The 26,672-nt window shown below is 67.9% G+C and carries 28 protein-coding genes and 2 tRNA genes; 12 read left to right on the plus strand and 18 right to left on the minus strand.

From position 1 onward, the window contains the following. Positions 1–42: 42 nt before the first annotated feature. Both norM and BME24068_RS24755 read right to left on the minus strand, forming a co-directional pair. A complete protein-coding gene (gene norM, locus BME24068_RS24750) occupies positions 43–1,431 on the minus strand; it encodes a multidrug efflux MATE transporter NorM (RefSeq protein WP_096507556.1) in 1,389 nt (462 codons plus the stop codon). A gap of 127 nt (positions 1,432–1,558) precedes the next feature. Then, entirely contained in the window at positions 1,559–1,777 is a 219-nt protein-coding gene (locus tag BME24068_RS24755) for an RNA-binding S4 domain-containing protein (RefSeq protein WP_014897685.1), read from the minus strand. A gap of 270 nt (positions 1,778–2,047) precedes the next feature. Between BME24068_RS24755 and BME24068_RS24760 the strand changes: the two genes are divergently transcribed. After that, positions 2,048–2,452 carry a hypothetical protein gene (locus BME24068_RS24760; protein ID WP_174927694.1) on the plus strand — a complete coding sequence of 135 codons (405 nt, stop codon included), beginning with the start codon at positions 2,048–2,050 and terminating at the stop codon, positions 2,450–2,452. A 117-nt stretch (positions 2,453–2,569) separates the two neighbouring features. Here the strand turns inward: BME24068_RS24760 and BME24068_RS24765 are convergent, their stop codons facing one another. Further along, positions 2,570–3,349, minus strand: a complete 780-nt coding sequence (locus BME24068_RS24765) for a DUF4088 family protein (RefSeq protein ID WP_096507554.1) — start codon at positions 3,347–3,349, stop codon at positions 2,570–2,572. Here BME24068_RS24765 and BME24068_RS24770 point away from each other — a divergent pair. After that, a complete protein-coding gene (locus BME24068_RS24770; protein ID WP_162826227.1) occupies positions 3,348–3,488 on the plus strand; it encodes a hypothetical protein in 141 nt (46 codons plus the stop codon). The genes BME24068_RS24765 and BME24068_RS24770 overlap by 2 nt on opposite strands. Positions 3,489–3,508: 20 nt before the next feature. On the opposite strand, the gene BME24068_RS24775 is transcribed toward BME24068_RS24770, so the two are convergent. The 7 genes from BME24068_RS24775 to fdxA all read right to left on the minus strand — a co-directional run bounded on the left by BME24068_RS24775 (position 3,509) and on the right by fdxA (position 6,945). Continuing rightward, entirely contained in the window at positions 3,509–3,847 is a 339-nt protein-coding gene (locus tag BME24068_RS24775; protein WP_096507553.1) for an AzlD domain-containing protein, read from the minus strand. Then, a complete protein-coding gene (locus tag BME24068_RS24780; RefSeq protein WP_174927695.1) occupies positions 3,844–4,611 on the minus strand; it encodes an AzlC family ABC transporter permease in 768 nt (255 codons plus the stop codon). Before BME24068_RS24780 ends, BME24068_RS24775 begins: the two co-directional genes overlap by 4 nt. 116 nt (positions 4,612–4,727) lie before the next feature. Continuing rightward, positions 4,728–5,630: an AraC family transcriptional regulator gene (locus BME24068_RS24785; protein WP_174927696.1), complete on the minus strand. Its 903-nt coding sequence runs from the start codon at positions 5,628–5,630 to the stop codon at positions 4,728–4,730. A gap of 61 nt (positions 5,631–5,691) precedes the next feature. Next, positions 5,692–6,177 (minus strand): CreA family protein, encoded by a 486-nt coding sequence (locus tag BME24068_RS24790; protein ID WP_174927697.1) that lies wholly within the window; start codon positions 6,175–6,177, stop codon positions 5,692–5,694. 107 nt (positions 6,178–6,284) lie between these two features. Continuing rightward, positions 6,285–6,360 (minus strand) — tRNA-Asn (locus BME24068_RS24795). Between the two features lie 84 nt (positions 6,361–6,444). Further along, positions 6,445–6,520 (minus strand) — tRNA-Asn (locus BME24068_RS24800). A gap of 101 nt (positions 6,521–6,621) precedes the next feature. Continuing rightward, on the minus strand, positions 6,622–6,945 hold the full coding sequence (gene fdxA / locus BME24068_RS24805) for a ferredoxin FdxA (protein WP_059235411.1): 324 nt from the start codon (positions 6,943–6,945) through the stop codon (positions 6,622–6,624). Between the two features lie 278 nt (positions 6,946–7,223). On the opposite strand from fdxA, the gene pncB reads away from it, so the two are divergent. The 5 genes from pncB (at position 7,224) to BME24068_RS24830 (ending at position 13,191) form a co-directional block, all read left to right on the plus strand. Beyond that, positions 7,224–8,423: a nicotinate phosphoribosyltransferase gene (gene pncB / locus BME24068_RS24810; RefSeq protein WP_096507549.1), complete on the plus strand. Its 1,200-nt coding sequence runs from the start codon at positions 7,224–7,226 to the stop codon at positions 8,421–8,423. An 86-nt stretch (positions 8,424–8,509) separates the two neighbouring features. Next, the gene (locus BME24068_RS24815; RefSeq protein WP_096507548.1) at positions 8,510–9,172 is read left to right on the plus strand and encodes a LutC/YkgG family protein; all 663 of its coding nucleotides are present in this window, start codon (positions 8,510–8,512) and stop codon (positions 9,170–9,172) included. Positions 9,173–9,215: 43 nt separating this feature from the next. Further along, positions 9,216–10,646 carry a sodium:proton antiporter gene (locus BME24068_RS24820; RefSeq protein ID WP_096507547.1) on the plus strand — a complete coding sequence of 477 codons (1,431 nt, stop codon included), beginning with the start codon at positions 9,216–9,218 and terminating at the stop codon, positions 10,644–10,646. An 80-nt stretch (positions 10,647–10,726) separates the two neighbouring features. Further along, positions 10,727–11,716: a 2-hydroxyacid dehydrogenase gene (locus BME24068_RS24825; protein ID WP_174927698.1), complete on the plus strand. Its 990-nt coding sequence runs from the start codon at positions 10,727–10,729 to the stop codon at positions 11,714–11,716. Next, positions 11,713–13,191, plus strand: a complete 1,479-nt coding sequence (locus tag BME24068_RS24830) for a DNA recombination protein RmuC (RefSeq protein WP_096507546.1) — start codon at positions 11,713–11,715, stop codon at positions 13,189–13,191. Before BME24068_RS24825 ends, BME24068_RS24830 begins: the two co-directional genes overlap by 4 nt. A gap of 88 nt (positions 13,192–13,279) precedes the next feature. Here BME24068_RS24830 and BME24068_RS24835 read toward each other — a convergent pair whose 3' ends face one another. From BME24068_RS24835 to BME24068_RS24860, 6 genes are all read right to left on the minus strand, one after another. Beyond that, a complete protein-coding gene (locus BME24068_RS24835; protein ID WP_096507545.1) occupies positions 13,280–13,765 on the minus strand; it encodes a GNAT family N-acetyltransferase in 486 nt (161 codons plus the stop codon). Then, positions 13,762–14,037, minus strand: a complete 276-nt coding sequence (locus BME24068_RS24840; protein ID WP_006476519.1) for a hypothetical protein — start codon at positions 14,035–14,037, stop codon at positions 13,762–13,764. Before BME24068_RS24840 ends, BME24068_RS24835 begins: the two co-directional genes overlap by 4 nt. A 37-nt stretch (positions 14,038–14,074) precedes the next feature. After that, the gene (moeA, locus tag BME24068_RS24845; RefSeq protein WP_174927699.1) at positions 14,075–15,370 is read right to left on the minus strand and encodes a molybdopterin molybdotransferase MoeA; all 1,296 of its coding nucleotides are present in this window, start codon (positions 15,368–15,370) and stop codon (positions 14,075–14,077) included. A 104-nt stretch (positions 15,371–15,474) separates the two neighbouring features. Further along, on the minus strand, positions 15,475–16,092 hold the full coding sequence (gene mobA / locus BME24068_RS24850) for a molybdenum cofactor guanylyltransferase MobA (RefSeq protein WP_174927700.1): 618 nt from the start codon (positions 16,090–16,092) through the stop codon (positions 15,475–15,477). 30 nt (positions 16,093–16,122) lie between these two features. Further along, positions 16,123–17,235 (minus strand): GTP 3',8-cyclase MoaA, encoded by a 1,113-nt coding sequence (gene moaA, locus BME24068_RS24855; RefSeq protein WP_096507542.1) that lies wholly within the window; start codon positions 17,233–17,235, stop codon positions 16,123–16,125. 131 nt (positions 17,236–17,366) lie between these two features. After that, entirely contained in the window at positions 17,367–20,513 is a 3,147-nt protein-coding gene (locus BME24068_RS24860) for an Rne/Rng family ribonuclease (RefSeq protein ID WP_174927701.1), read from the minus strand. Positions 20,514–21,235: 722 nt separating this feature from the next. Here BME24068_RS24860 and BME24068_RS24865 point away from each other — a divergent pair. From BME24068_RS24865 to BME24068_RS24880, 4 genes are read left to right on the plus strand one after another with little or no spacing between them, the layout of a single operon-like run. After that, a complete protein-coding gene (locus BME24068_RS24865) occupies positions 21,236–22,240 on the plus strand; it encodes an RluA family pseudouridine synthase (protein WP_174927702.1) in 1,005 nt (334 codons plus the stop codon). Positions 22,241–22,245: 5 nt separating this feature from the next. Continuing rightward, positions 22,246–22,905, plus strand: coding sequence for an HAD-IA family hydrolase (locus BME24068_RS24870; protein ID WP_096507539.1), 660 nt, complete (start codon positions 22,246–22,248; stop codon positions 22,903–22,905). Further along, positions 22,902–23,312 carry a Rieske (2Fe-2S) protein gene (locus tag BME24068_RS24875; RefSeq protein ID WP_174927703.1) on the plus strand — a complete coding sequence of 137 codons (411 nt, stop codon included), beginning with the start codon at positions 22,902–22,904 and terminating at the stop codon, positions 23,310–23,312. Before BME24068_RS24870 ends, BME24068_RS24875 begins: the two co-directional genes overlap by 4 nt. A gap of 12 nt (positions 23,313–23,324) precedes the next feature. Further along, positions 23,325–24,317: a S49 family peptidase gene (locus BME24068_RS24880; RefSeq protein WP_174927704.1), complete on the plus strand. Its 993-nt coding sequence runs from the start codon at positions 23,325–23,327 to the stop codon at positions 24,315–24,317. A gap of 47 nt (positions 24,318–24,364) precedes the next feature. On the opposite strand, the gene BME24068_RS24885 is transcribed toward BME24068_RS24880, so the two are convergent. Both BME24068_RS24885 and BME24068_RS24890 read right to left on the minus strand, forming a co-directional pair. Continuing rightward, a complete protein-coding gene (locus BME24068_RS24885) occupies positions 24,365–25,087 on the minus strand; it encodes an SAM-dependent methyltransferase (protein ID WP_096507536.1) in 723 nt (240 codons plus the stop codon). After that, positions 25,084–25,713, minus strand: coding sequence for a Maf-like protein (locus BME24068_RS24890; RefSeq protein WP_174927705.1), 630 nt, complete (start codon positions 25,711–25,713; stop codon positions 25,084–25,086). Before BME24068_RS24890 ends, BME24068_RS24885 begins: the two co-directional genes overlap by 4 nt. A 260-nt stretch (positions 25,714–25,973) precedes the next feature. On the opposite strand from BME24068_RS24890, the gene BME24068_RS24895 reads away from it, so the two are divergent. Then, the gene (locus BME24068_RS24895) at positions 25,974–26,609 is read left to right on the plus strand and encodes a YceD family protein (protein ID WP_096507534.1); all 636 of its coding nucleotides are present in this window, start codon (positions 25,974–25,976) and stop codon (positions 26,607–26,609) included. The last annotated feature ends 63 nt before the right edge of the window (positions 26,610–26,672 follow it).

The raw sequence follows: 26,672 nt of genomic DNA on the forward strand, positions 1-26,672 counted from the left end.
CGACAAGCATAGCGCTGGCGGCGATTTCGCGTCGTGTCGCGCTCAGCGCGTCGCCGCGATGAGCGACGCGCTTTTCAGATGGAAGCGCCATGCCATCAGCACGGCGACGCTCGCGAGGCCGGCCGCGAGCCCCCACCACAGGCCGCGGGCCCCGAGGCCCGCGTGGAATGCCAGCCAGTAGCCGGTCGGGAAGCCGATTCCCCAGTAGCCGAAAGTCGCCGCGAGCATCGGGATGCGCGTGTCCTTCAACCCGCGCAACGCGCCGGATGCGACGGTCTGCATGCCGTCGACGATCTGGAACACCGCGGCGATGCCGAGCAGCGACGCGGCGAGCGACACCGTGCCGACGTTCGACGGATCGTCGAGGTGCAGGTACAGGCCGACGATCGCATGCGGTGCGACGATCAGCACGAGACCGGACAGCGACATGAACGCGACGCCGAGGCCGAGCGCGACGAAGCCCGCGTGCCGCGCGGCGACAGGCGCACCGGCGCCGACCCAGTAGCCGACCCGCACGTTGGCGGCCTGGCCGATCGCGAGCGGCACCATGAAGGCTACCGACGCGACGTTCAGCGCGATCTGGTGCGCGGCAAGCGAGGTCGCGCCGAGCACGCCGATGGTCAGGCCCGTCGCGAGAAAGAGCGTCGATTCGACCCCGTACGTGATCGCCACCGGCCAGCCGATGCCGATCAGCTCGCCCATCACCGGCAGCTTCGGGCGCGCGGCGGTCACGAAATGACGGAACCGCTGGCGGCCGTGCAGCAGCCAGATCAGCGCGAGTGCCGTGAGCCAGATCGTGATCGTCGTCGCGACGGCCGAACCGAGGAAGCCCAGCCGCGGCAACCCGAAGGCGCCGTGGATCAGTCCGTAGTTCAGCACGCCGTTGATGCCGACGCCGCCGATCGACACCCACAGCAGCCGCCGCGCGGCGCCGATCGCGGGCAGGAACGCGCGCATCAGCCCGACGCCGATCAGGCTGCCGAGCGCCGCGAAACGCAGGATGCCGGTGTACTCGCCGACGTGATGCGCGAGCAGCGGCGGCTCGTGGAACATCAGCAGGATCGGTTCGGACAGCGACAGCGCGACGATCGCCGGAATCGCGAGCAGCACGGACAGCACGAAGCCGGTCCAGTAGATGTGCGGCACCCGGTGTTCGGCCTGCGCGCCGCGCGCATGCGCGACGCTCACGCTCACCGACGACAGCACGCCCTGCAGCACGGTCACGATGACGAAGAAGAAGTTTGCGCCGAGGCCGCCGGCCGCGAGCGAATCGGGGCCGAGCGAGCCGAGCAGCACCGTGTCGGTGACGCTCATCGCCATCTGCGAGAGTTGCGCGATCGCAAGCGGGGCGGCGAGGCGCGCGGTATCGGCGGCATGACTGGACAGGGACGGCGGCGCGGCGGCCGTCCGCGTAAGACCGGAATGCGACATGGAATGGGCGCTCGCGCAGGTGCGGGCCCGCGCTGCCTGTATTTATTTTGAGAGACAGCTAGCTTACGGCTTTATTGAAACCGTGTCGAACGCGCGCCGATGGCCATGTCGAGGTCAGGGGGAACCGCTATGCGTCGTGGACCGCGATCCGCGTGTCGCCGAACAGCACGACCTGACCCGCGCGGATCTTGCAGGTCTTGCGCAGCTCGACCGCGCCGTCGACTTTCACCGCGCCGGACGCGACGAACATCTTCGCGGTGCCGCCGCTGTCCGCGAGGCCGGTGATCTTGAGGAGGTTGTGCAGCTCGACGTATTCGCCGGTCAGCGTGAAATCCAGGTTGGGCATGACGAAAGGGGGGCGCAATGCGCGGGAGGAGTCGCCCCGCATCATACGGCACCGCGGGCCGGCACGCGAGCGCGGACGGCCGCGGCCCGCAGTTGTTAAGGACTGTGAGCCATTCGTCAGCAAATGAAACGGTGGGTAACAGTCTGAGAGATTCGAGAACCGGCCGTGCGGCCCGCGGGTCTTTCGTCGTACCTGCTGCATGTTGCGGCAGGGGACGCGACGGATCGCATCGATGCGATCCGCGCCAACAACTTCTTGAGGAGGATTGTCATGTCCAAGATTCGTACGATGCTGATCGGTGCCGCGCTGACGGCGTTCGCCACTTCGGCCGCATTCGCGCAGACGGGCGTCGCGACCCAGGGCAGCGCGGGAGCCGGCGTGCAGGCACAGGCGCCGGCCGCGGGTGTCGGGGCAGGCGTGCAAGGCGGTGCCGGCGCGAACGCATCGGGCAATGCGGCGGGCGGCGCGACCGACGCGCTCGGCACGGCAGCCGACGGCGCGAAGGATACGGCTGCGTCGTCGGTTCACTCGGCCAAGAAGCACGCGAAGCATGCGGCGAAGTCGGCCAAGCACCATGCCGGTACGGCCAAGTCGAAGGTGGGTGACGCAGCGGCCGAAGGCGGTGCGTCGGCAGACGTGCAGGGCGGTGCATCGGCCCAGGGCGCCACGCAGTAAGCGGTGCCCCGTCGCCGCGCGATGCTCGCCCCGGACGGCGCATCGCGACGGCGGTGATCCGGCGGCCCGGTTCGCATTGCGCGGCCCGGGCCGTTTTTCATGCGCCGGCGCGGGCCGTCATGGCCGGCGCTGGTCCGGCCCCGGGCCGGGCGCACGCCGCGCGGCGGCGGCCGGCGCAAACACGCTGCGCAGCCATCCGGCAAGCCGCGCGAAGACGTCATATGGCTCGTCGACGAAGATCTCGGGTTTCAGGAGCCGCATGTACTCCATGATCTGCTGCGCTTCCTGTTTCTGGAACGAGCCGTGCGAGAGACCGAGCCGCAGCAGCCCGCGCAGTTCGCCGAGCTTGTCGCGCGCCGCGCTGCCGACGCTCATCTCGCACGCGAGCTTCGCCTCGTAGATGCGCTGCCGCAGCGACTCCGCGAGCCGCCACGCGGGCGTCTGCATCATCTCCTCGAGTGTCTGGATGTCGTGCACCGCGCTCTTGATCTGTGCGGCGAGCGGGTCGACGAGCGATGCGTCGCTCTGCGCCTCGGCGACGATCGCCTTGGCCCAGTCGCGGCAGGCCTTCGCGAGCTCGTCCGGCGTCCATTCGGAGCGCGACGCGAAACCGAAGCCGAATTCGCCGGCCTGCCGCATCAGGATCGCGACGACGTCCGGGAACTCCTTGTCGAGGGTGCGCTTTGCCCACGCGTACTGGCCGCCCTCGAGCATCCGCTGTACCGCGTGCTCGGTCAGCGGCACCATGTTGTCGAGCAGCTTGGCGCGCAGGAAATCCTCGAACGACGGCGTCGCGAACTGCGGGTCGAGCTTCAGCGATACGCGCACGAACGCATCGTAGTCCTTGCGCAGTGACGCAAGGGTGTCGTCCTTGATGGAAAGGGTGATCTGGCCCATGAATCGTCTCGATGGCGGCCCGCGCGGGCAGGTCGCCGGCATCACGCACCAGGACGGGCGCAGCGTCGACGGACCGGTTCGCGCCGAGGCCGATGGCGGGTCTTCATTCCCTATATCGGCGCGCCGCACGCAAACTTGAGCGCGACCGGCGAAGCGCGCTTACGCCGGCAGCCAGTGCGGCATCACGATCCCTTGCCAGAAGAAGAACACCGCGAGCCCGACCGCGATCGTCAGGAGCGGCCGGCGCGTCGTTGCCGATACGAGCACGGCGGCGAGCGCGCCGACGAGCTGCGGATTGCGCCAGGTCAGTTCGGCCGTGCCGCCGTGCGGCGAGACGACCATCGGCACGATGATCGCGGTCAGCACGGTGACGGGCACGAAGCCGAGCGCGGTCCGCACGAGCGGCGGAAAGGTCAGCCGCTCGCCGAACAGGAACAGCGTCGTCCGGATCGCATAGGTGATGACGGCCATCCCGAGGATCAGCAACGCGTAGCTCACGATGCGGCCTCCGTGCACGAACCGGTGCGCGAGCGTGCGTGCAGCAGCGTGAGCGCGACGCCGACCGCGACGCCGGCGGCCACGGCGCCGAGCAGCCCGAGCTTGTACGGCCAGCCCTGCCAGAAGTACGCGAGCGTGCCGGCTGTCGCGGCGGCCGCGAAATAGCGCAGCGTGCCGAGTTGCGGGACGACGATCGCGATGAAGGTCGCCGCCATCGCGAAATCGAGCCCGAGCGACTGGAGGCCCGGGAACGCGGCGCCGAAGCCGATGCCCGCGAGCGTCCAGACCTGCCAGTTCAGGTACATCGCGAGGCCCGAGCCGAAGAAGTAGTACGGGCCGATCGCACCGGGCGGGAAGTGCCGGTAGTGCGCATAGGCGACCGCGAACACCTCGTCGGTCATCAGCGCGCCGAGCGTTGCGCGCCAGCGCAGCGGCAGGTGCGCGACGTACGGCGCGAGCGTCGCGCTGTACAGCAGGTGACGCAGGTTCACGATCAGCGTCGTCGCGAGCACGACGACGAAGCTCGCGCTGCCGGCGATCAGGCCGAGCGCGATGAATTGCGCGGAGCCGGCGAACACGACGAGCGACATCAGCGCGCCGTGCCAGGCGGCGAGCGGGCCGCCGCCGACGAGCGTGCCGAAGATCACGCCGAACGGCGCCGCGCCGATCATCATCGGGATCGTGTCGCGTGCGCCGTCGAGCCATTCGTTCAGCGGACGGCGGGGTGGGGGCGAGGGTACGGGGTTCAAGGGGCGCTTCTCCATGAGTCGGAGGATAGCGGGCCGGCGCCGTGACGGCTTGTATGTTCTTGCGCCCGCCGATGTCGGCGGTGCGATGTGCTGGCACGGTTTCCCGTGCCAGCGAAGCGCGAAAGCGTGCGTCAGCGGGCCTGCCAGCGTCCGGGCGGCACGCCGAACATCCGTTTGAAGTGTCGCGTGAAGTGGCTCTGGTCGACGAAGCCGCTTGCCGCCGCGACATCGGCGACGGGCACGCCCGCGCGCAACGGCGCAAGCGCGCGCTGCAGCCGCAACTGGTTGCGCCACGCATGCGGCGGCATCCCGGTCGTACGGGTGAACAGACGCGCTGCGTGGAACGACGACAGGCCGGCTGCCTGCGCGACATCGTCGAGCGTCACCGTGCACGTGAGATCGGCCGCGAGCCGTTCGCGCATCGCGTCGACGCGCGGCTCGTCTGCCGCGAGCACCGCCGGTTGCAGCCGCGCGTCGGCGTGGCGCGCGATCAGGGTCGACAGTGCGTCGAGCATCGCGGTTTCGGCGGCGAGCGGGTCGTACGCGCGCGGCGCGCCGGGAGCGGGACCGGCGGCGGCCGCCGGCCCGTGCGCGCCGGATGGCGGCATGGGTTCGCTGCCGGCTTCCATCATCCGGTGCGCGAGCGCGAGGCGCGCCGCGAGATCGGGGTCGCGGATCACGCCGGACGGGAACCACGGCGCATCTTGCGGGCGACCCGCGATCGCGCTCGCGAGTGCGCGGATATAGTCGACCGGCACGTAGCTGACGCGATAGCACCAGCCCTCGTCGGTCGCGCGCGAGCCCGTGTGCACTTCGCCGGGATTGATCACCGGCACGGTGCCCGTTTCGGCGACATGGCCGCTGCCGCGACAGGTGTAGCGCTCCGCGCCCTCGAGGATCACCGGAATCGTGTACGCGTCGTGCCAGTGCGGCGCGAACGTATGATCGCGATAGGTGGCCGTGAGCAGATCCGCATCCGGCAGCAGCGGCGTGCGCCAGTAGCGTGCGGAATCCGGAAGGCGGGTGGCGGACATGGTCGGGCGCGGGAACGGTCGAATCGACAGTGTATCGCTCGCGCGCCCGGCAGGCGCGGGCTTACTTGACCGGGATCGTCGTGCCGGCCGGCATCGGCACCGCGGTGACGGCGTTCTTCGGGCTGCCGCTGACGATGCGGTCGCTGTAGGTCAGGTAGACGAGCGTGTTGCGCTTCTTGTCGACCACGCGTACGACGTGCAGCGTCTTGAAGATGAACGACATGCGCTCGCTGAACACGTCGGTCTGCTGCTTGAGCGGCTCCTTGAAGCTGAGCGGGCCGACTTGCCGGCAGGCGATCGACGCTTCGCTCGGATCTTCCGCGACGCCGAGCGTGCCCTTGATGCCGCCGGTGCGCGCGCGCGACACGTAGCAGGTCACGCCGCTCACGAGCGGATCGTCGTACGCTTCGACGACCACGCGATCGGAGCCCGTCACGCGGAAATGGGTGTTGACGCTGCCGACTTCCTCCGCGTGCGCGAGCGGGGCGGCGGCAAGGGCGGAAAAGAGAAGGGCGAACGGCGTGGCGGAAAGGAGGCGGTGCTTCATCGACGGAACCGGATGCGAATGCGGGACAGAGACTCTAGCATGCGCGGCGGTGGCCGACGGGCGCCGAAAAGACAAAAGGCCCGTCGAATGACGGGCCTTTCATTGTCTGGCTCCCCGACCTGGGCTCGAACCAGGGACCTACGGATTAACAGTCCGGCGCTCTACCGACTGAGCTATCGGGGAATAAATCGGTATATCTGCGTGTTGGGTTCCCAACAAAGGGTTTCCAACAAAAAACCCGTCCACTTTCAACGGGCTTTGTGTTTTTGGCTCCCCGACCTGGGCTCGAACCAGGGACCTACGGATTAACAGTCCGGCGCTCTACCGACTGAGCTATCGGGGAACAAACAACAACAGCAGAGAAACGAGATTGTATGGAGTGTTCGCTAACCTGTCAATACTTTTGGGCCGCGGCGCACAAAAAAATTCGACGCCGCTGCGCGATCAGCGCTCGAGCAGGTGCAGCTTCTCTTGCACGTCCTTCCACTCGTCCGCGTCGGCCGGCGCCGGCTTGGTCTTCGTGATCGACGGCCAGCCCTTCGCCAGCTCGGCGTTCAGCTCGGTGAACTGCTGCTGGTCGCCCGGAACGTCTTCTTCGGCATAGATCGCATTGGTCGGGCACTCGGCGACGCACACGGCGCAGTCGATGCACTCGTCCGGATCGATGGCGAGAAAGTTGGGACCTTCACGGAAGCAATCCACCGGGCACACATCCACGCAATCCGTGTATTTGCACTTGATGCAGCCTTCGGTCACAACGTGAGTCATTAAAACGCTCCTGCTTGGCGGTATATATGGGGTGGCGTTTGCGCCAAAAGCGGCATTGTAACTGAAGCGCAAAACCCGCATGACGTGGTCGGCTTTCCGGCTTATATCGTTTCGTGATTAGTTTATGGCGTCGGGCGGCGGCAGAAGGCGCCCGACCGACGGCGGCGGGCGGGGAGGGGTTTCACGATGGTCCGGCACGCATTCGGGTAACATGGCCGACAGACCGGGCGGCGCGCGGTGCGCCGGGGCCCGGTCACGATATCGGCGGTACCGCAATCATGATCATCACTTCGCTGCTCGACACGGATCTCTACAAGTTCACGATGATGCAGGTCGTCCTGCATCACTTTCCTGCCGCAAACGTCGAATACCGGTTTCGGTGCCGCACGCCCGGCGTCGATCTCGTGCCGTATATCGACGAGATCCGCGACGAGGTGCGCGGCCTCTGTTCGCTGCGCTTCACCGACGACGAGCTCGACTACCTGCGGCGCATGCGCTTCATCAAGAGCGACTTCGTCGACTTCCTGGCGCTGTTCCACCTGAACGAGAAGTACATCTCGATCACGCCTTCGCCGAAGGGCAACGGCGAGATCGACATCGAGATCGTGGGGCCGTGGCTGCACACGATCCTGTTCGAGATCCCGGTGCTGGCGATCGTCAACGAAGTCTATTTCCGCAACACGCAGCGCGAGCCCGACTATCGCGAAGGCCGCGAGCGGCTGCGCGAGAAGGTCAAGCTGCTCGGCGCGAAGCCGGAGTTCGCCGACTGCAAGATCGCCGACTACGGCACGCGCCGGCGCTTCTCGAAGGTGTGGCACGAGGAGGTCGCGCTGACGCTGCGCGACGGGCTCGGGCCGCAATTCGCGGGCACGAGCAACGTGTTCTACGCGATGAAGCACGACCTGACGCCGCTCGGCACGATGGCGCACGAATACCTGCAGGCATGCCAGGCGCTCGGCCCGCGGCTGCGCGATTCGCAGACCTACGGTTTCGAGATGTGGGCGAAGGAATATCGCGGCGACCTCGGGATCGCCCTGTCGGACGTCTACGGGATGGACGCGTTCCTGAACGACTTCGACATGTACTTCTGCAAGCTGTTCGACGGCGCGCGTCACGATTCGGGCGATCCGTTCGACTGGGGCGAGCGCATGCTGCGTCACTACGAGGCGAACCGCTGCGACCCGCGCACCAAGGTGCTCGTGTTCTCGGACGCGCTCGACATCCCGAAGGTCATGCAGCTGTACGAACGGTTCCGCAGCCGCTGCAAGCTCGCGTTCGGCGTCGGCACCAACCTCACGAACGATCTCGGCTACGTGCCGCTGCAGATCGTGATCAAGATGGTTCGCTGCAACGGGCAGCCGGTCGCCAAGCTGTCGGATTCGCCGGGCAAGAGCATGTGCGACGACAAGGCGTATCTCGCCTACCTGCGCCAGGTGTTCGGTATCGCGCAACCGGCCGACGACGACGCGTCGAAGTAGGCGTCGGCCGAACGGGCAGGTGCGTCGCGGCGAGGGCCGCCGGTATAATCCGACGGTATCGCACGCCAACGTCACGAGGACCGTTCATGGACACTTCCGCTGCCCGTCGCCAGATCCTCGCGCGCATTCGCGCGGCGCAGGGACGCACGGGCGAACCCGATGCAACGGAGCGCGAAGGCGTCGCCGACTATCTCGCCCGTCATCCCGAGGGGCCGCGTCCGCCGATGCCGGCCGACCTCGTTGCCGCGTTCGTCGACGAAGCGGCGCGTTTGTCGACGACGGTCGACGAAGTCGCGACGCTCGCCGACGCGCCCGCCGCCGCTGCCCGCTATCTTTCCGCTCACGGCCTGCCGATGCAGGCCGTCGCATGGCGCACGCTGTCCGATCTCGACTGGGCCGGCGCCGGCCTGTCGGTCGAGTGCCGCAAGCCGCGCGACGGCGATCTCGTCGGCCTGACGGGCTGCTTCTGCGCGACCGCCGAAACGGGGTCGCTGGTGCTGCTTTCCGGCCCCGACACCTACGCATCGGCCGGTCTCCTGCCGGAAACGCACATCGCGATCGTGCCGGCGTCGCGGATCGTCGCCGGTCATGAAGACGCATTCGCGCTGATTCGCGCGGAGCGGGGCGAATTGCCGCGCGCGGTCAATTTCGTATCGGGCCCGTCGCGCACCGGCGACATCGAGCAGACCATCGTGCTGGGCGCACACGGCCCGTACCGCGTTCACGCGATCGTCGTGCGGGGCGCATGACGCGTCCGCTGCATCCACTGCCATTCGTACAAGGAAGTTCTGCATGAAACGACATGCCGCCTGGGCGGGCATGGCGTCGGGAGCCGCGCTTGGCGCCGTTCCCGCGCTCGCATCGGCCGCCACGCTCGACGGTGCCGCGCTGTCCGCGCTCTGGGGCATCCCGTTCGCCGGGATCCTGCTGTCCATCGCGGTGTTCCCGCTCGTCGCTCCGGTGTTCTGGCATCACCACTTCGGCAAGATCGCCGCCGCGTGGGCCGTCGCGTTCCTGGCGCCGTTTGCGTTCGCGTTCGGCGCGGGCACCGCGTTCGGTACGTTGGTGCATGCGCTGCTTGAGGAGTACATCCCGTTCATCGTGCTGCTGACCGCGCTTTACACGGTGGCCGGCGGCATCTGCGTGAACGGCAACCTGCACGGCACGCCGAAGCTGAACACGGCGATCCTCGCGCTCGGCACGCTGCTCGCGAGCGTGATGGGCACGACGGGCGCCGCCATGCTGCTGATCCGGCCGCTGCTGCGCGCGAACGACAACCGCAAGCACGTCGTGCATGTCGTGATCTTCTTCATCTTCCTCGTCGCGAACGCGGGCGGCTCGCTGTCGCCGCTCGGCGATCCGCCGCTGTTCCTCGGTTTCCTGAACGGCGTGAGCTTTTTCTGGACGACCACGCATCTTGCGCTGCCGATGCTGTTCATCTGTGCGGTGCTGCTGACGCTGTTCTTCGTGCTCGACACGTATTTCTACCGCAAGGGCGGCGAGGAGCGGCCGGCCGCGCTCGATCCGACGCCCGACGGCGCCGCGCTGTCGATCGACGGCAAGATCAACTTCGCGCTGCTCGCGGCCGTGATCGGCCTCGTGCTGATGAGCGGTATCTGGAAGCCGGGCGTCACGTTCGACGTGTGGGGCACGCACGTCGCGCTGCAGAATCTCGTGCGCGACGTCGCGCTCGTCGTCGTGGCGCTCGCGTCGCTCGCGCTGACGCCGCGTTCGGCGCGCGAGGGCAACGCGTTCAACTGGGCGCCGATCGAAGAGGTCGCGAAGCTGTTCGCGGGGATCTTCGTGACGATCGCGCCCGTGATCGTGATCCTGCGCGCGGGTGCGGACGGCGCGTTCGCGCAGATCGTCCATCTCGTCACGGGCCCCGACGGCAAGCCGATCGACGCGATGTACTTCTGGGCGACCGGCCTGCTGTCGTCGTTCCTCGACAACGCACCGACCTACCTCGTGTTCTTCAACCTCGCGGGCGGCGACGCGCAGTCGCTGATGACGACCGGCGCGACGACGCTCGCCGCGATTTCCGCGGGGGCCGTATTCATGGGCGCGAACAGCTACATCGGCAATGCGCCGAACTTCATGGTGAAGGCGATCGCGGAATCGCGCGGCGTGAAGATGCCGAGCTTCTTTGCGTATCTCGGCTGGTCGCTGGTCGTCCTGGTGCCGGTGTTTCTGCTGACGTCGTGGATCTTTTTCACGGCGTAGGCTGACGATTTTCAACCAAGCGCGGCGGTCCCGGCGGCACACGGCGTGCCGCGTTCCGGCTGCGGCATGTGGAGATGACGATGCAGAAGATCCTGGTCGCACGTCCGATTTTTCCGGACGTGATCGAGCGGCTCAAGCAGTATTTCGAAGTCGACTGGAACAACGGCGACGCGCTCGCCCCCGATGCGCTCGCCGCGCGTCTTGCCGACAAGGACGGCGCGCTGACGGCCGGCGACCCGGTCGGCGCGGCCGTGCTCGCGGCGGCGCCGCGCTTGCGCGTCGTGTCGAACATGGCGGTCGGCTACAACAACTTCGACATGACCGCGTTCAACGCGGCGAACGTGCTCGGCACCAATACGCCCGACGTGCTGAACGAGTCGACCGCGGATTTCGGCTGGGCGCTGATGATGGCCGCTGCGCGGCGAATCGCCGAATCCGAGCACTGGCTGCGGGCCGGGCACTGGCAGAAGTGGGCGTACGACGGCTTCCTCGGCAGCGACATTTACGGGTCGACGCTGGGTGTCATCGGGATGGGGCGTATCGGCCAGGCGCTCGCGCGCCGTGCGCGCGGTTTCGGGATGCAGGTGATCTATCACAACCGCTCGCGGGTCGCGCCCGAAATCGAGACCGAACTGAATGCCGAATACGTGTCGAAGGATGCGCTGCTGTCGCGTGCCGATCACGTCGTGCTGGTGCTGCCGTATACGAAGGAGAACCATCACACGATCGGCGCGGCCGAACTCGCGAAGATGAAGCCCACCGCGACGCTGACCAACATCGCGCGCGGCGGCATCGTCGACGACGCGGCGCTGGCCGTTGCGCTGCGCAACGGGACGATCGCCGCAGCAGGCCTGGACGTGTATGAAGGCGAGCCGAGCGTGCATCCGGCGCTGCTCGAGGTGCCGAACGTCGTGCTGACGCCGCACATCGCGAGCGCGACCGAAAAGACGCGCCGCGCGATGGCGAACCTCGCCGCCGACAACCTGATTGCCGCACTGGGCGAAGGGCCGCGAGCGGGCCAGCCGCCGAATCCGATCAACCCGGATGTGATGGGGAAGCCGCGCGCATGACGACGACGTTGTTGCTGGCGGCGGTCGTCGTGCTGGCCGTCGCGCTGACGGTGGCGGTCGTCGTGATCGTGCGCGGCGGTGGAAGTCACGACGATGCAGCCGTGCTCGGCGACCAGATCGAGGACGCCGCGCACGCGCAGGCGCGCGCGGTCGAGCGGCTCGAACGCGAGTTGCGCGGCGAGATCGTCGAGAGCGCGCGCGGCTCGCGTACCGAGCTGGCCGGCAATTTTTCGCAGCTTCAGCAGACGCTCGCGACGCAGCTGACGAGCATCGCGACCGTGCAGAACAACCAGATCGAGGGGTTCGCGCAGCAGCTCGGCAAGCTCGTCGCCGGCAACGCGCAGCAGTTCGACGCGATGCGTGAAAGCGTGCAGCGCCAGGCGCAGCAGGCGCGCGAAGAGCAGACGGTCGCGCTGCGGCTGTTCGGCGACACGCTGAACCGGCAGCTCACGCAGCTGACCGAAGCAAACGACCGCCGGATCGGCGAAGTGCGCGCGACGCTCGAACAGCGGCTGAAGGAAATCGAGACGAACAACGCGGCGAAGCTCGAGGAGATGCGCCGCACCGTCGACGAGAAGCTGCATGCGACGCTCGAACAGCGGCTCGGCGAATCGTTCAAGCTCGTGTCGGACCGGCTCGAGCAGGTGCACCGCGGGCTCGGCGAGATGCAGACGCTGGCGGCCGGTGTCGGCGACCTGAAGAAAGTGCTGACCAACGTGAAGACGCGCGGCACGTGGGGCGAGGTGCAACTCGAGGCGCTGCTCGAACAGATGCTCACGCCGGACCAGTACGCGAAGAACGTCGCGACGGTGCCCAAGAGCAGCGAGCGCGTCGAGTTCGCGATCCGGCTGCCGGGCCGCGAGGGCGGCACGCGCGACGCGCCGCCGGTGTGGCTGCCGATCGATGCGAAATTCCCGCGTGAGGATTACGAGCGGCTGATCGATGCGCAGGAGCGTGCCGATTCGGCGGCGGTCGAGGAAGCGGCCCGCGCGCTCGAAGCGCGCGTGCGGATGGAGGCGCGTACGATCGCCGAAAAGTACGTCGCGCCGCCGCATACGACCGATTTCGCGCTGCTGTTCCTGCCGACCGAGGGGCTCTATGCGGAGATCCTGCGTCGCCCGGGGCTGACGGACCTGCTGCAGCGCGACTATCGCGTGACGGTGGCCGGGCCGACGACGCTGACCGCGCTGCTGAACAGCCTGCAGATGGGGTTCCGCACGCTCGCGATCGAGCAGCGCTCGAGCGAAGTGTGGCAGGTGCTCGGCGCGGTGAAGACCGAGTTCGGCAAGTTCGGCGACGTGCTCGCGCGCACGAAGGCGCAGCTCGAAACGGTCACGCGCTCGATCGAGGCGGCCGAGCAGCGTACCCGCGTGATGAACCGCAAGCTGAAGCAGGTCGAGGCGTTGCCGGGCGACACGGCGGCTGGGCTGCTCGGGGCGGAAGGCGCGGACGGCGCCGATGCGGACGATGCATGACGTGTCTGGCCGCAGCCGGCTGGAATGAAAACGGGCGCTGAGGCGCTCGTTTCTTTTTGCAGCGGCGCCCGGCATGGCCGGGCTGCGCTCAGCTACCGGCGAGCGTGTCCAGCGCGTCGCCCGTCACGCGCACGATGCGCCATTCCGGCAGCACGGTCGCGCCCATTTTCTCGTAGAAGTCGATCGCCGGCTGGTTCCAGTCGAGCACCGACCACTCGAAGCGACCGCAGCGACGCTCGACGGCCAGCGCCGCGAGGTGCCGCAGCATCGCGGTGCCGAGACCCGTGCCGCGCTGCGACGGCTGCACGTACAGATCCTCGAGATAGAGGCCGCGCCGGCCGAGGAACGTCGAATAGTTGTGGAAGAACAGCGCATACGCGACGATCGCGCCGTCGCGCTCCGCCACCAGCGCTTCGGCAGCGGGCCGTTCGCCGAACAGCGCGTCGGCGAGATCGGCGTCGGTCGCGACGAACAGGTGCGCGAGTTTCTCGAAGTCGGCCAGCTCGCGCATCAGCGCGAGGATCGCGCCAACGTCACGGGCGTCGGCCGCCCGGATCAGCGGCGCGCCGCTCATGCTTCCTCCGGCGGATCGGACAGCACGATCTCGATGCCGCCGAAGCGCGATGCGACCCAGTTGTACGCGTGGCATGCGATCCACAGCAGCACGAAGCCGAGGATCGCGTTCAGCAGCAGTGCGCTCAGGATCGTGCTCAGCTCGACCATCCCGTAGCGGATGTACGCGACCAGAATGCCCAGCAGCACGATCGGCACGCTGAACGTCAGATAGACGAGGATCAGCGCCTTTGCGGTCTGCCCCGCGGCGATCGACGAGATTTGTTTTTTCATGTGCGGATTGCCCCCGTAGAGATATACCGATTGGAATTCAGATCAGGCCGTCGAGCGGCAGGATGTCGACCGGGGCGCCCGCGTCGACTGCCGCGGTATCGTGGCCCAGGACGATGAAACAGTTGGCGGCCGCGAGGCCGCTCAGCGACGCGGAGCTCTGCGAACCGGCCGGCGCGACGTGCCACTGGCCGTTGGCGGCGCGCGTCGCGATGGCCCGCAGGTACTCGGTGCGGCCCGGGCGCTTTTTCAGTGCCTGCGTGCTGAGTGCCGTGTACATCGCCGGTGCCGCCGCGTGCGCACCGGCCAGCGTCAGCAGCGCGGGGCGCACGATGGCGTAGAACGTCACGGCGGATGCGACCGGATTGCCGGGCAGCCCGAAGAACAGCACGTGGCCGGCGCCGTCGGCCGCGCGCGCGAGCGTGCCGCACGCGAGCGGCCGGCCGGGCCGCAGTGCGAGGCTCGCGAACGTGACGTCGCCGAGGCGCGCCATCACGTCGCGCGTGAAGTCGGCTTCGCCGACCGACACGCCGCCCGACGTGATTACCGCGTCGGCCTGTGCGGCGACCGCGTCGCTTAACGCGCGTTCGAGCGCGGCGGGATCGTCGCGGACGATCCCGAGATCGACGGCATCGATGTGCAGCCGTTCGAGCATCGCGACCAGCATCCCGCGATTGCTGTCGTACAGCGTGCCGCGGCCGAGCGGCTCGCCGGGTTCGCGCAGTTCGTCGCCGGTCGAGAACACGGCGACGCGCACGCGGCGGCGCACCGTGACTTCGGTCAGACCGAACGATGCCAGCAGGCCGAGATCGGACGGACGCAGGATGCGGCCGGCGGCGAGCGCGCACGCGCCGCGCGCGAGGTCCTCGCCGGCCTTGCGGCAGTTTGCGCCGCGCGCGGCGTCGTGCGCGGCGAAGCGGACGACGTCACCGTCGACCCGAACGCGTTCCTGCGGAATGACCGTGTCGCATCCGGCCGGCATCGGCGCGCCGGTCATGATGCGGATGCACGCCCCGGCCGCCACGGCGCCGTCGAACGGATGGCCGGCGAACGCGGTGCCGGCGATCGTCAGCGTGACGTCGCCGGGCGATGCGGACGCGCTTGCGCTGCCGGCGAACGCATAGCCGTCCATCGCCGAGTTGTCGTATGCGGGAATGTCGAACGGCGCATTCACGTCGGCCGCGAGCACGCGGTCGAGCGCATCGTGCAGCGATACCGTGTCGCAAGCATCGACCGGCGCCGCGAAACGGCACGCGAGCGCCTGCGCGTCGGCGAGCGACAGCGGGGCATCGGAATCGGGTGCGGTTCGGGAAACGGGCGGGGGTTGCTTGATCATCAGTCGGACTGCGCCGCAAGGCGTATCGGGTTCGTGGCCGGTGGCGCGAAGAGGGCGCCTGAGCGCGCAGGCGCATGCGGCGGGCGGGAACGATGCCGGCGCCGTCAGCGGCGGGCGAGCGCGGCGAGTTCCTGCCAGGAGTTGGCATTGTAAAACGCACGCTCGTCGCGAAACTCGACTTCGACCGTCTTGTGGCGTGCGTACCACGCACGCACCTTGCGCTCGCCGGCGGCGAGCCCGGCAGCGAGATCGTCGGCGAGCGACGTGCGCAGCAGCGCGAAGGTCGGTTGCGGCGAGCGCGTTTGCTGCGCGTCGACGGTTACCGCCATCGCGATGTCGGCGCGTTGCGCGTCGAGCGCCGCACGCAATTGCGCGACGAGGTCGGTCGGCAAATACGGCGTGTCGCAGGGCGAGCACGCGACGAGCGGCGCGCGTGCCGCCCGCATGCCGGCAAGCAGGCCCGCGAGCGGGCCGGGGAAATCGGGTGTTGCGTCCGGCACGATGCGCGCGTCGAACGGTGCGCCGAGCTCGGCGTAGCGATCGGCATTGCGATTGGCGCTGATCAGCGTCTCGTCGACCTGCGGCGACAGCCGGCGCAGCACGTGCAGCGCGAGCGGCGTACCGTCGAGCAACTGCAGGCCCTTGTCGGCGCCGTCCATGCGCGTCGCGCGCCCGCCTGCGAGCAGCAGGCCGGTGATGGCGGGCGAGTCGGAAGCGGGCATCGTCGGGAAAATCGGGGACGGGCGGCGCGGTCAGCCGCCGATGTAGGACATTTCGACACGCTTGCCGTCGCCGTAGGGGGCGACGTCGCCGGCCGCGCTGCCGCGCAACTGCGAATAGCGGTCGGTGCGGGCCTGCCAGATCCGGGCAATCGCGGTCGCGATCTCGGCGTCGCTGGCGCCGCCGCGCACCAGCGCGCGCAGATCGTGGCCTCCCGACGCGAACAGGCACAGGTACAGCTTGCCTTCGGTCGACAGCCGCGCGCGCGTGCAGTCGCCGCAGAATGCCTGCGTGACGCTCGAGATCACGCCGATTTCGCCGCCGCCGTCCGCATAGCCCCAGCGCTGTGCGGTTTCGGCCGCCGTGTGCGGCTCGAGCGGCACCAGCGGGAACCGTTCGGCGATCCGCGCGATGACGTCCGCGGACGGCAGCACTTCGGTCATGTTCCAGCCGTTCGACGTGCCGACATCCATGTATTCGATGAAGCGCAGGATCACGCCCGTGCCGCGGAAGCGCTCGGCCATCGGCAGGATCTCGCCGTCGTTGGTGCCGCGCTTCACGACCATGTTGACCTTTACCGGCGCGAGGCCCGCGGCCTGCGCGGCGAAGATGCCGTCGAGGACGTCGGCGCTCGCGAAGTCGGCGTCGTTCATGCGTTTGAACAGCGTATCGTCGAGCGCGTCGAGGCTGACCGTCACGCGCGTGAGCCCGGCGTCCTTCAGCGCGCGCGCCTTGCGGGCGAGCAGCGAGCCGTTGGTCGTCAGCGTCAGGTCGAGCGGGCGACCGTCGTGGGTCGTCAGGCGCGCGAGGCGCTCGATCAGGAATTCGAGGTTCTTGCGCAGCAGCGGCTCGCCGCCCGTGATGCGGATTTTTTCGACGCCGTGTGCGACGAAGAGCCGCGCCACGCGCTCGATCTCTTCGTGCGTGAGCAGCGCGCTGTGCGGCAGGAACGGGTAGTCCTTGTCGAACACGTCGCGCGGCATGCAGTACACGCAGCGGAAGTTGCAGCGATCCGTCACCGAAATGCGCAGATCGCGCAACGGCCTGGCGAACGTGTCGGCCAGGGCGCCGTCAGGGGTGTGCGGGACGCCGGAGATATCCGGCATCCCGCTGACGTCGGCGAGAGGAATGATGCGTCGGGACATGTTGAAAGAAGTGCGAGCCAGACCTCTATTTTAGCCGCAAGCGGCCGGCCGGGCCGGTGGGCGGAAACCCGCAGCGCGGAAATGAAAAAGCCCGCCGGAGGCGGGCTTTTTCTGGTCGGGCGCTGCGCCGCTTAGCGGTGCGACGTTTCGACCTGCTGCATCGGGGTCGAGTCGGCCGGCGGCAGCGTCTTGCGTTCGCGCGGCACGCGGGCGGCACGCGGCAGATGCGAGGCGGCTTCCTGCGCAGCGCGGAACTTGTCGGCGTCCGTGTTCACCCACACGAGGCCGGCCTGTTCCAGCACGACATCGAGGCTCGCCGAAGCGGGCGCTGCGGCGGCTTGCGCGGGGGCCGGAGCCGGTTCCGGTGCGGCAACCGCTTCGACCGGTGCGGCTTCGACATGAACCGGTTCGACATGCGCCGGCTCGACAACTGCCGGAGCGACAGTTACCGGTTCGACAACTGCCGGGGCGACTTCGGCTGCAACGACCGGTGCCGGTGCGGGCTGCTCGACGGGCGCGGACTGCGGCGCTTCGACGGCAGCCGGTGCGGCCGGCACTTCGAACGCGTCGGTCGGCGAAACCGCGACCGGAGCCGGGCCGGCTTCCTCAGCGGCGGCCGGCGCGACCGGTGCCGGTTCGGCGGCCTGGGCGACCACGGCGGGCTCGACCGGAGCGACCGGCGTCGCTTCGACGCGAACCGGTGCCGGTTGCGGCTCGACCGCGGCCGGTGCTGCCGGTTCGGCATGCTGCTCGACTGCTGCTTCGGCAACGACGGCGCCTGCCGCGGCAACGGCGGCCACGGCGACCGGTGCGGCCGTATGGGCCGGCTCGATCGAGGGCGACGCTTCCGTCGTCACGGCTTGCTCGGCGGTTTCACCGTGCATGCCCTGGTCGACGACTGCGCCTTCGTCCTCGCGCTCGCGGCGACCGCCACGGCGGCCGCGGCGGCGGCGGCGACGTTCCTCGCCGTCACGTGCGCCGGCTTCCGCATCGGCAGCCACATCGGCGCCCGGCAGGGCGGTTGCGGCTGCTTCGTCGGCTTCCGACTCCGGGTGGTTCTCGCCACGGGTGACGGTTTCGAGCGTGGCCGCATGCTGCGTCGGCTTGCGGCGTTCGCGACGCTCGCCACGGCCGGCTGCGTCGGCGGCTTCCGGCTGCTCGGCGCGTTCGCGCGGCTCACGGTTCTCGCGCGGTTCACGCGGTTCGCGGTTTTCACGCGGCTCGCGCGGTTCGCGGCCTTCACGCGGGCCACGGCCCTCGCGAGCTTCGCGGTTTTCACGCGGTTCACGACCCTCACGCAGTTCACGGCCTTCGCGCGGTTCACGCGGCTCGCGGACTTCCTTGCCTTCGCGTTCCTGGCGTTGCGGCTGGCCGCGGCCTGCCGCAGCCTGGTCGCGACCACCCTGAGCCTGCTGGGCGCCGCCGCGACGGTTGCGATTGCGATCGCCGCCGCGCTGGTCCGACTTCTCGGTTCGCTCGCGGGCCGGGCGGGCAGCCTGTTCCTTCACCGGTGCCGGTGCAACCGGCGCGGGTGCCGGAGCCGGCGACATGCCGAACAGACCCTTCAGCCAGCCGATGAAGCCGCCGCTTGCCACGGCGACCGGTGCCGGTGCCGCAACCGGCTCGGCCGGGCGCTGGGGTGCCGGGCTCGGCGCCGGACGCTCGGGCGTGATGCCCTTGACCGCCGCTTCCTGCTTCGGCTTCACGTCGGCTGTGCGCTTGCTGTAGCCGGTTTCCGACTCCAGTTCGCGGGCGGCTTCCTCGGCCATCTTCCAGGACGCGCGCGGATCGTCGAGGCGTGCATCGTCATGGCGCAGGCGCTCGAGCTTGTAGTGCGGCGTATCGAGGTGCTTGTTCGGGATCAGCACGATGCCGACCTTGAAGCGCGACTCGATCTTGTTGATTTCCTGACGTTTTTCGTTGAGCAGGAAGGCGGTCACCTCGACCGGCACCTGGCAGTGGATCGCCGCGGTGTTTTCCTTCATCGCTTCTTCCTGAATGATCCGCAGGACCTGCAGCGCGGACGATTCGGTATCGCGGATGTGGCCGGTGCCGTTACAGCGCGGGCACGTCACGTGGCTGCCTTCCGACAGGGCCGGGCGCAGACGCTGGCGCGACAGTTCCATCAGGCCGAAACGCGAGATCTTGCCCATCTGCACACGGGCGCGGTCATGCTTGAGCGCGTCCTTCAGGCGTTGCTCGACTTCGCGCTGGCTCTTGGCCGACTCCATGTCGATGAAGTCGATCACGATCAGGCCGCCGAGGTCGCGCAGGCGCAGCTGGCGGGCCACTTCGTCCGCCGCTTCGAGGTTCGTGCGGGTTGCCGTTTCCTCGATGTCGGCGCCCTTGGTGGCGCGCGCCGAGTTCACGTCGATCGCGACGAGCGCTTCGGTGTGGTCGATCACGATCGCGCCGCCCGACGGCAGCGGTACCGTGCGCGAGTACGCGGTTTCGATCTGGTGCTCGATCTGGAAGCGCGAGAAGAGCGGCACGTCGTCGTGGTAGCGCTTCACCTTCGACACGTTGTCCGGCATCACGATGTCCATGAACGCACGGGCCTGATCGTGGATCTCGGTCGTGTCGATCAGGATTTCGCCGATATCGGGCTGGAAATAGTCCCGGATCGCGCGGATCACGAGGCTCGATTCCAGATAGATCAGCATCGGCTGGCCGGAATTGCCGCTTTGCGACGCCGCTTCGATCGCGCGCCACAGTTGCAGCAGGTAGTTCAGGTCCCACTGCAGTTCCTCGGCGCTGCGGCCGATGCCCGCGGTACGGGCGATCATGCTCATGCCGTCGGGAATCTGCAGCTGCGCCATGGTTTCGCGCAGTTCCTGGCGTTCGTCGCCTTCGATCCGGCGCGACACGCCGCCGCCGCGCGGGTTGTTCGGCATCAGCACCAGATAACGGCCGGCGAGCGAGATGAACGTCGTCAGGGCGGCGCCCTTGTTGCCGCGTTCTTCCTTCTCGACCTGGACGATCAGCTCCTGGCCTTCGCGCAGGGCATCCTGAATGCGCGCGGAGCGCATGTCGATGCCTTCCTTGAAGTACTGGCGGGCGACTTCCTTGAACGGCAGGAAGCCGTGGCGGTCTTCGCCGTAGTTGACGAAGCACGCTTCGAGCGACGGCTCGATACGGGTGATGACACCTTTGTAGATATTGCCTTTGCGCTGTTCGCGCCCGGCGGTCTCGATGTCGATGTCGATGAGCTTTTGCCCATCGACGATGGCGACGCGCAGCTCCTCCTGCTGCGTCGCATTGAACAGCATGCGTTTCATGAACGACTCCAGGCGACTCTGCTGCCGGCGCCTCGCGGTTGTCAGCCGCGAGGGCGGAAACGGCGGCAGGCCGCACCTTGTTGTGTTGTCACAAGCACGCTGGAGCGGGAAGGATGGCGGGGAGAATTGCCTGAAGAGGCGCTTGGGCCCGAAAGACGGGGCCGGCGGCCATAGGGCACCTGCGAACACGGCTTCAAAGCACGGCGTCCACACACCGCACGCTGCAAAAGCGCGCTAAGCCTGATACCGGCATTGCCACGGGGCGCGCGCAATGCGTCGCGCGCGCCGACGGGCGGCAGATGCTGCGGCTTGGGCCGCAGCGGGGAGTATCGAATCCAGCCCGACTTTCCCGCCTGGGGTGTACTTCCCTGGTTTGACGTCGCCAAGCCCCGCACGCTTCGCGGGGCCAAATCGGGCGCAACGCCGTAATTTTCGCAACCGGCAGCCTGCGGACGCACTTCGCGCCGTCGGGCTACCGATCAAATTCTTTTCAACCAACTTTCCGTTACCGCGGCGCGGTGCCGACCGAATCCGCCTGTGGGCGCGATCCTTGCCGACGGGCTGCGCCGTGCGTGCAACTTGCTGCATCTCTTTGATTAGGGGTGAGCAGCAGACCCCCGGCGCAAGTAAAATAACGGTTTCCGCTTGCGCCTTGCCCGACTCGGTCGGGGCCGGCCTGTCAGGCCACCCTCAACGTCCGGCTGGGCAAAATTATATTCAGTATGAATGAGTTAGGCAAAATATCCCAGAATTCAGTCGCAAGCGGCCAGGTATCGATGATCGAGATCGACGAAAACTCGGCCGGTCAGCGGATCGATAACTTCCTGTTGCGCGTCTGTAAAGGCGTGCCCAAGAGCCATATTTACCGAATCCTGCGCAGCGGGGAAGTTCGGGTAAACAAGGGTCGGGTCGATGCGCAGTATCGTCTCGCGTTCGGCGACATCGTCCGCGTGCCCCCGGTGCGGGTAGCGGCGGCCGACCTCGCGCGCGCCGACACGCCGATCGTGCCGCCCGCGCAGTTCGACGTGCTGTACGAGGACGACGCGATGCTCGTCATCAACAAGCCGGCCGGTGTCGCGGTGCATGGCGGCAGCGGCGTCGCGTTCGGCGTGATCGAGCAGATGCGCCAGGCGCGCCCGCGCGCGAAATTCCTCGAACTCGTGCACCGGCTCGACCGCGAGACGTCCGGGGTTCTGATGCTCGCGAAGAAGCGCACAGCGCTCGTCGCCCTGCATGAACAGATCCGCGAAAACCGGATGGACAAGCGCTACTTCGCGTGCGGGCACGGCGAATGGCAGCCCGATTGGGGCCGCCGCCGCGCGGTGAAGGTGCCGCTGTTCAAGTATTCGACCCCGGAAGGAGAGCGGCGCGTGCGCGTGCAGGACGACGGTCTGCCGTCGCACACCGTATTCAATCTGCTCGATCGCTGGCCGGATTACGTGCTGGTCGAGGCGGAACTCAAAACGGGTCGGACCCATCAGATTCGTGTGCACCTCGCGCATCTCGGCCTGCCGATCGCCGGCGACGCCAAGTATGGCGATTTCGCACTGAACAAGGCGCTGGCACGCGCGAATGCGCAGCCGTCGCTGAAACGGATGTTCCTGCATGCGCATCGGCTGCGGCTGGCCCATCCGCTGACCGGCGAGGCGCTGCAGTTCGACGCGCCGCTGCCGGACGAATGCCGGCGCTTCCTCGATCAACTCAGCGCTCTGCGCGATACCGCCTGAATCGCATGTCCCGACAGCAATTTGATCTGATCGTCTTCGACTGGGACGGCACGCTGATGGATTCGACTGCGCACATCGCGCACAGCATCCAGGCGGCCTGCCGCGATCTCGGTTTGCCCACACCGTCCGACGAGGCGTCCCGTTACGTGATCGGTCTCGGCCTGCGCGATGCGCTGCAGATTACCGCTCCGACCCTCGATCCGTCCGACTATCCGCGGCTGGCCGAGCGCTATCGCTATCACTATCTGCTGGACGACCAGCGCATCGAGCTGTTCGCCGGCGTGCGCGAACTGCTCGCCGAGTTGCGCGACACGGGCTACCTGCTCGCGGTCGCGACCGGCAAGGGCCGGGTCGGGCTGAACCGCGTGCTCGACCAGTCGAAGCTCACGAGCCTGTTCGATGCGACGCGCTGCGCGGACGAGACGTTCTCGAAGCCGCATCCGGCGATGCTGCACGAGTTGTCGCGCGAACTGGGGCAGGATCTGGCGCGCACGGTGATGATCGGCGACACGACGCACGATCTGCAGATGGCCGCGAGCGCGGGGGCAGCGGGCATCGGCGTTTCGTACGGCGCGCACACGGCCGACGCGCTGGCTGCGCTGACGCCGCGTTTCGTCGCGCCGGACGTCGTCGCGCTGACGGCATGGCTGCGGGAGCACGCATGAGCGTGGCGCCTGACGCCGTGCGCGTGTGTGCATCCGACGCGCTGGCCGACGGCGGCGCCGGCGTGCGCGTCGATGCGACGCTGCGCGGCGAGCAGGCGGTCGTATTCTTCGTGCGCTACGACGGCCGCGCGTACGGCTACCTGAACCGCTGCGCGCACGTGCCGATGGAGCTCGACTGGGCCGAAGGGCAGTTCTTCGAGTCGTCCGGCCTCTATCTGATGTGTGCGACGCACGGTGCGATCTATGCGCCGGACACCGGCAAATGTGTTGGCGGCCCGTGCCGCGGCGGCCGCCTGCGGCCGGTCGAGGTCGACGAGCGCGACACGCCCGACGGGCGTGCGGTATTCTGGGTGCCCGATGCGGACCTGCATCCCGCCGCGCCGGTTCCTCCCGCCACGACCGACTGACGACAACACTGCATGGCCGATCAACCGAATTCCCCTGATTCCTCGTCCCGTCCCGACAGCCGCGAACCGAACTGGGAGCGCGCCGCGCTCGAACGGATCGCGCTCGCAGCCGTGAAGGAACAGCGCGCGGCGCGGCGCTGGAAGATATTCTTCCGTTTTGCGTTCCTCGGTGTATGCGTGCTGTTCGCGTTTGCGCTGCTCGATTTCTCGAGCGACTCGAAGTTTTCGTCGAGCGGGCGGCACACGGCGCTCGTGACGATCGACGGCGAGATCGCGGCCGGCACCAACGCGAACGCCGACGACATCAATACCGCGCTCGATGCGGCATTCGACGACGACGGCACGGCCGGCGTCGTGCTGCGGATCAACAGCCCGGGCGGCAGTCCGGTGCAGGCCGGCATGGTCTACGACGAGATCCGGCGGCTGCGCGCGAAGTATCCGGGCAAGCCGCTGTATGTCGTCGTGACCGACATGTGCGCATCGGGCGGCTATTACATTGCGTCGGCCGCCGACAAGATTTTCGTCGACAAGGCGAGCATCGTCGGCTCGATTGGCGTGCTGATGGACGGTTTCGGCTTCACGGGCCTGATGGGCAAGCTCGGCGTCGACCGGCGCCTGCATACGTCGGGCGAAAACAAGGGCTTCTACGATCCGTTCTCGCCCGAGACGCCGAAGATGGACGCCCATGCGCAGGAATTGCTCGACCAGGTCCATGCGCAGTTCATCAAGGCCGTGAAGGATGGCCGCGGCAAGCGGCTGCATGAAACGCCCGACATGTTCTCGGGGCTGTTCTGGACCGGCGAGAAGAGCGTCGAACTCGGGCTTGCGGACGGCTACGGCACGACGGACACGGTCGCGCGCGACGTGCTGAAGGCACCGGATCTCGTCGACTACACGGTGAAGGAAAGCCTGACGAACCGCGTCGCACGCAAGTTCGGTGCGGCGGTTGGCGGCGCTGCGATGAAGGCGCTCACCGCGGGCGGCACGTCGTTCAGCCTGCGCTGAGCGGCGGTACGGGGCGGTATGCCCCGTACCGCCGCCGGCTTTCCGCCTCAGTTTGCGAGCAGCAGGAAGATGGCGGGGCGCTTGTGCAGATTCGGTGCGGGCGCCTTTTTCCAGTCCGCCACCGAACGGCTGGCGATCGTCTCGGTTTCGAGGGTCAGATCGGCCGCGACACAGATCTGCGTCGACGGCGCGCACGTCGCGACCAGCGTGTCGAGCATCGCGTGGTTCCGGTACGGCGTCTCGATGAAGATCTGCGTCTGGCGAGCCTTGCGTGACAGTTGTTCCAGCTCGCGCAGGCGTTTCGCGCGCGCTGCCGCGTCGACCGGCAGGTAGCCGTTGAACGCGAAACTCTGGCCGTTCAGGCCCGATGCCATCAGTGCGAGCAGGATCGAACTCGGCCCGACGAGCGGCACGACCTTCACGCCGCGTTCGTGCGCGCGGCGCACCAGCAGCGCGCCGGGATCGGCCACGGCAGGGCAGCCGGCCTCGGACACGAGCCCCGCGTCCGCGCCGGCCAGTACGGGGGCGAGCAGCCGGTCGATCTCGCCGCCCGGCGTGTTGACGTTCAGCTCGCGGATCTCGATTTCCTGGATCGGCCGCGTCGTGCCGATCTTCTTCAGGAACGCGCGGGTCGTTTTCGCGTTTTCGCCGATGTAATAGCCGAGCGTGCCGGCGCGAGCCTGCACGGCCGCGGGCAGCACCGCGGCGAGCATCGATTCGTCGCCTTCGCCAAGGGTGTTCGGGACGAGATAGAGCGTGCCGGCGGTCATGCGCGGTCTCCATGGTTGGCGAACAACGGATAGCCCGCGGCGCGCAGCATTCGCGTGAGCGCGATCAGCGGCAGGCCGACGAGCGCGGTGGGATCGTCGGAGTCGATCGCGTCGAGCAACGCGATGCCGAGCCCTTCGGATTTTGCGCTGCCGGCGACGTCGTACGGCGTTTCCGCGTGGAGATACGCATCGAGTTCGGTTTCGGGCAGCGAGCGAAAGCGCACGTGCGTGACGACGTCCTCGGTTTGCGTCTCGCCGGTGCGGCTGTCGTACAGGCTGAGCGCGCTGTGGAACTCGACATCGCGGCCCTGCATCGACATCAGTTGCGCGAGTGCGCGCTCGTGCGTGCCGGGCTTGCCGATCTGCAGTCCGTCGAACGTCGCGACCTGGTCCGATCCGATCACGAGCACGCCGTCCGGCGCGTCGATCGTCGCGGCGACGGCGCGCGCCTTCGCTCCGGCGAGGCGCAGCGCGGTCGCGGCCGGCGTCTCGCCGGCGAGCGGGGTTTCGTCGAGATCGGGCGACACGACGTCGAACGGCACGCCGAGGCGCTCGAGGAGCGCGCGGCGGTATCGGGAACTGGAGGCAAGAATCAGCCGCGGCGGGCGGCAAACGGTATCCGGCATGGTGGGTTGGGTCGGTGAGTCGTCAGGTATGGTGCGGCGTTGCGCGGACGCAAGCTTAAGTGATTGACCGCAAAAGGTAAAACAGGTATGCTTTCCCGCTTTTCGTCGGCAGGCTTTCGTTGTGGTGGCGCCTGCCGGGTCTTCGGAAGTAAAGTACGAACCGTGCGCGGCGGTATATCACCCAGATGAGCACCCAGGTGAGCGCGTACGCGAGCGGTGCCAAGCCGGATCCGCAAGTCAGCCTGTAGGCAGGAGCGCATATGAACACTTCTTCTGGCAAGCCTGCGGCATCGCTTGATCCGCACGCGGTCGACCTGTTCGAATTCGCCCGCAGCGGGCGGCAGGCAGCAGGCGCGGTGCGTCTTTCGCAACTGCCGCGCATGTTAAACGAAGTGCCGGCGGACGCGCCAGATCGCGACACGGTCTTCACGTGGCAGGCCGAGGGGTTCACCCAGAAGGAACTGCAGGACGACGGCGCCGATGGGCAGCAGCCGTATCTGCGCCTTGCGGTGCACGGCCATGCATGGCTCACGTGCCAGCGCTGCATGACTCCGTACGACCAGACGTTCGACGTCGACATGACGTACCGGGTCGTCGCGACCGAAGAAGAAGCTGAAGAATTTCCGCTCGACGACGATGAAGCCGATGTGATCGTGGGCTCTCGCCAGTTCGATCTCGTCGACTTGATCGAAGAGGAATTGCTGCTTTCGTTGCCGCTCGTGCCCAAGCACGAGGTTTGCCCGGCAGTTCACGAAAGCCTCGTGTCGGGTGCGAGCGGTCCTTTGGAAGACGCGGACGATGAGTCCGGGGAAGCCGGGGACGAAGGCAAACGGCCGAATCCGTTCGCAGCGCTGGAAGCGTTGAAGAAGGACGGGGACGGCAGCAAGAAACACTAAGCAGTTGTGGCGCGGGAAGGCGTAGGGCTTTGGGCCAGGGTAGTTAAGCGCCGGATCGGGCTG

The sequence above is a fragment of the Burkholderia anthina genome (assembly GCF_902498995.1).
Taxonomy (GTDB): Bacteria; Pseudomonadota; Gammaproteobacteria; order Burkholderiales; family Burkholderiaceae; genus Burkholderia; species Burkholderia anthina.

Excerpts from the sequence above, each read along its gene's own strand:
- BME24068_RS24765 (WP_096507554.1), bottom strand. The coding sequence starts at position 3,349 with ATGGGCCAGATCACCCTTTCCATCAAGGACGACACCCTTGCGTCACTG.
- pncB (WP_096507549.1), top strand. The coding sequence starts at position 7,224 with ATGATCATCACTTCGCTGCTCGACACGGATCTCTACAAGTTCACGATG.
- BME24068_RS24890 (WP_174927705.1), bottom strand. The coding sequence starts at position 25,713 with ATGCCGGATACCGTTTGCCGCCCGCCGCGGCTGATTCTTGCCTCCAGT.
- BME24068_RS24770 (WP_162826227.1), top strand. The coding sequence starts at position 3,348 with ATGAATCGTCTCGATGGCGGCCCGCGCGGGCAGGTCGCCGGCATCACG.
- BME24068_RS24790 (WP_174927697.1), bottom strand. The coding sequence starts at position 6,177 with ATGAAGCACCGCCTCCTTTCCGCCACGCCGTTCGCCCTTCTCTTTTCC.
- BME24068_RS24830 (WP_096507546.1), top strand. The coding sequence starts at position 11,713 with ATGACGACGACGTTGTTGCTGGCGGCGGTCGTCGTGCTGGCCGTCGCG.
- BME24068_RS24860 (WP_174927701.1), bottom strand. The coding sequence starts at position 20,513 with ATGAAACGCATGCTGTTCAATGCGACGCAGCAGGAGGAGCTGCGCGTC.
- BME24068_RS24880 (WP_174927704.1), top strand. The coding sequence starts at position 23,325 with ATGGCCGATCAACCGAATTCCCCTGATTCCTCGTCCCGTCCCGACAGC.
- BME24068_RS24760 (WP_174927694.1), top strand. The coding sequence starts at position 2,048 with ATGTCCAAGATTCGTACGATGCTGATCGGTGCCGCGCTGACGGCGTTC.
- BME24068_RS24755 (WP_014897685.1), bottom strand. The coding sequence starts at position 1,777 with ATGCCCAACCTGGATTTCACGCTGACCGGCGAATACGTCGAGCTGCAC.
- BME24068_RS24785 (WP_174927696.1), bottom strand. The coding sequence starts at position 5,630 with ATGTCCGCCACCCGCCTTCCGGATTCCGCACGCTACTGGCGCACGCCG.
- BME24068_RS24865 (WP_174927702.1), top strand. The coding sequence starts at position 21,236 with ATGAATGAGTTAGGCAAAATATCCCAGAATTCAGTCGCAAGCGGCCAG.
- mobA (WP_174927700.1), bottom strand. The coding sequence starts at position 16,092 with ATGCCCGCTTCCGACTCGCCCGCCATCACCGGCCTGCTGCTCGCAGGC.
- BME24068_RS24875 (WP_174927703.1), top strand. The coding sequence starts at position 22,902 with ATGAGCGTGGCGCCTGACGCCGTGCGCGTGTGTGCATCCGACGCGCTG.
- BME24068_RS24840 (WP_006476519.1), bottom strand. The coding sequence starts at position 14,037 with ATGAAAAAACAAATCTCGTCGATCGCCGCGGGGCAGACCGCAAAGGCG.
- BME24068_RS24780 (WP_174927695.1), bottom strand. The coding sequence starts at position 4,611 with ATGGAGAAGCGCCCCTTGAACCCCGTACCCTCGCCCCCACCCCGCCGT.
- BME24068_RS24895 (WP_096507534.1), top strand. The coding sequence starts at position 25,974 with ATGAACACTTCTTCTGGCAAGCCTGCGGCATCGCTTGATCCGCACGCG.
- fdxA (WP_059235411.1), bottom strand. The coding sequence starts at position 6,945 with ATGACTCACGTTGTGACCGAAGGCTGCATCAAGTGCAAATACACGGAT.
- moeA (WP_174927699.1), bottom strand. The coding sequence starts at position 15,370 with ATGATCAAGCAACCCCCGCCCGTTTCCCGAACCGCACCCGATTCCGAT.
- BME24068_RS24835 (WP_096507545.1), bottom strand. The coding sequence starts at position 13,765 with ATGAGCGGCGCGCCGCTGATCCGGGCGGCCGACGCCCGTGACGTTGGC.
- BME24068_RS24885 (WP_096507536.1), bottom strand. The coding sequence starts at position 25,087 with ATGACCGCCGGCACGCTCTATCTCGTCCCGAACACCCTTGGCGAAGGC.
- BME24068_RS24870 (WP_096507539.1), top strand. The coding sequence starts at position 22,246 with ATGTCCCGACAGCAATTTGATCTGATCGTCTTCGACTGGGACGGCACG.
- BME24068_RS24820 (WP_096507547.1), top strand. The coding sequence starts at position 9,216 with ATGAAACGACATGCCGCCTGGGCGGGCATGGCGTCGGGAGCCGCGCTT.
- BME24068_RS24815 (WP_096507548.1), top strand. The coding sequence starts at position 8,510 with ATGGACACTTCCGCTGCCCGTCGCCAGATCCTCGCGCGCATTCGCGCG.
- norM (WP_096507556.1), bottom strand. The coding sequence starts at position 1,431 with ATGTCGCATTCCGGTCTTACGCGGACGGCCGCCGCGCCGCCGTCCCTG.
- moaA (WP_096507542.1), bottom strand. The coding sequence starts at position 17,235 with ATGTCCCGACGCATCATTCCTCTCGCCGACGTCAGCGGGATGCCGGAT.
- BME24068_RS24825 (WP_174927698.1), top strand. The coding sequence starts at position 10,727 with ATGCAGAAGATCCTGGTCGCACGTCCGATTTTTCCGGACGTGATCGAG.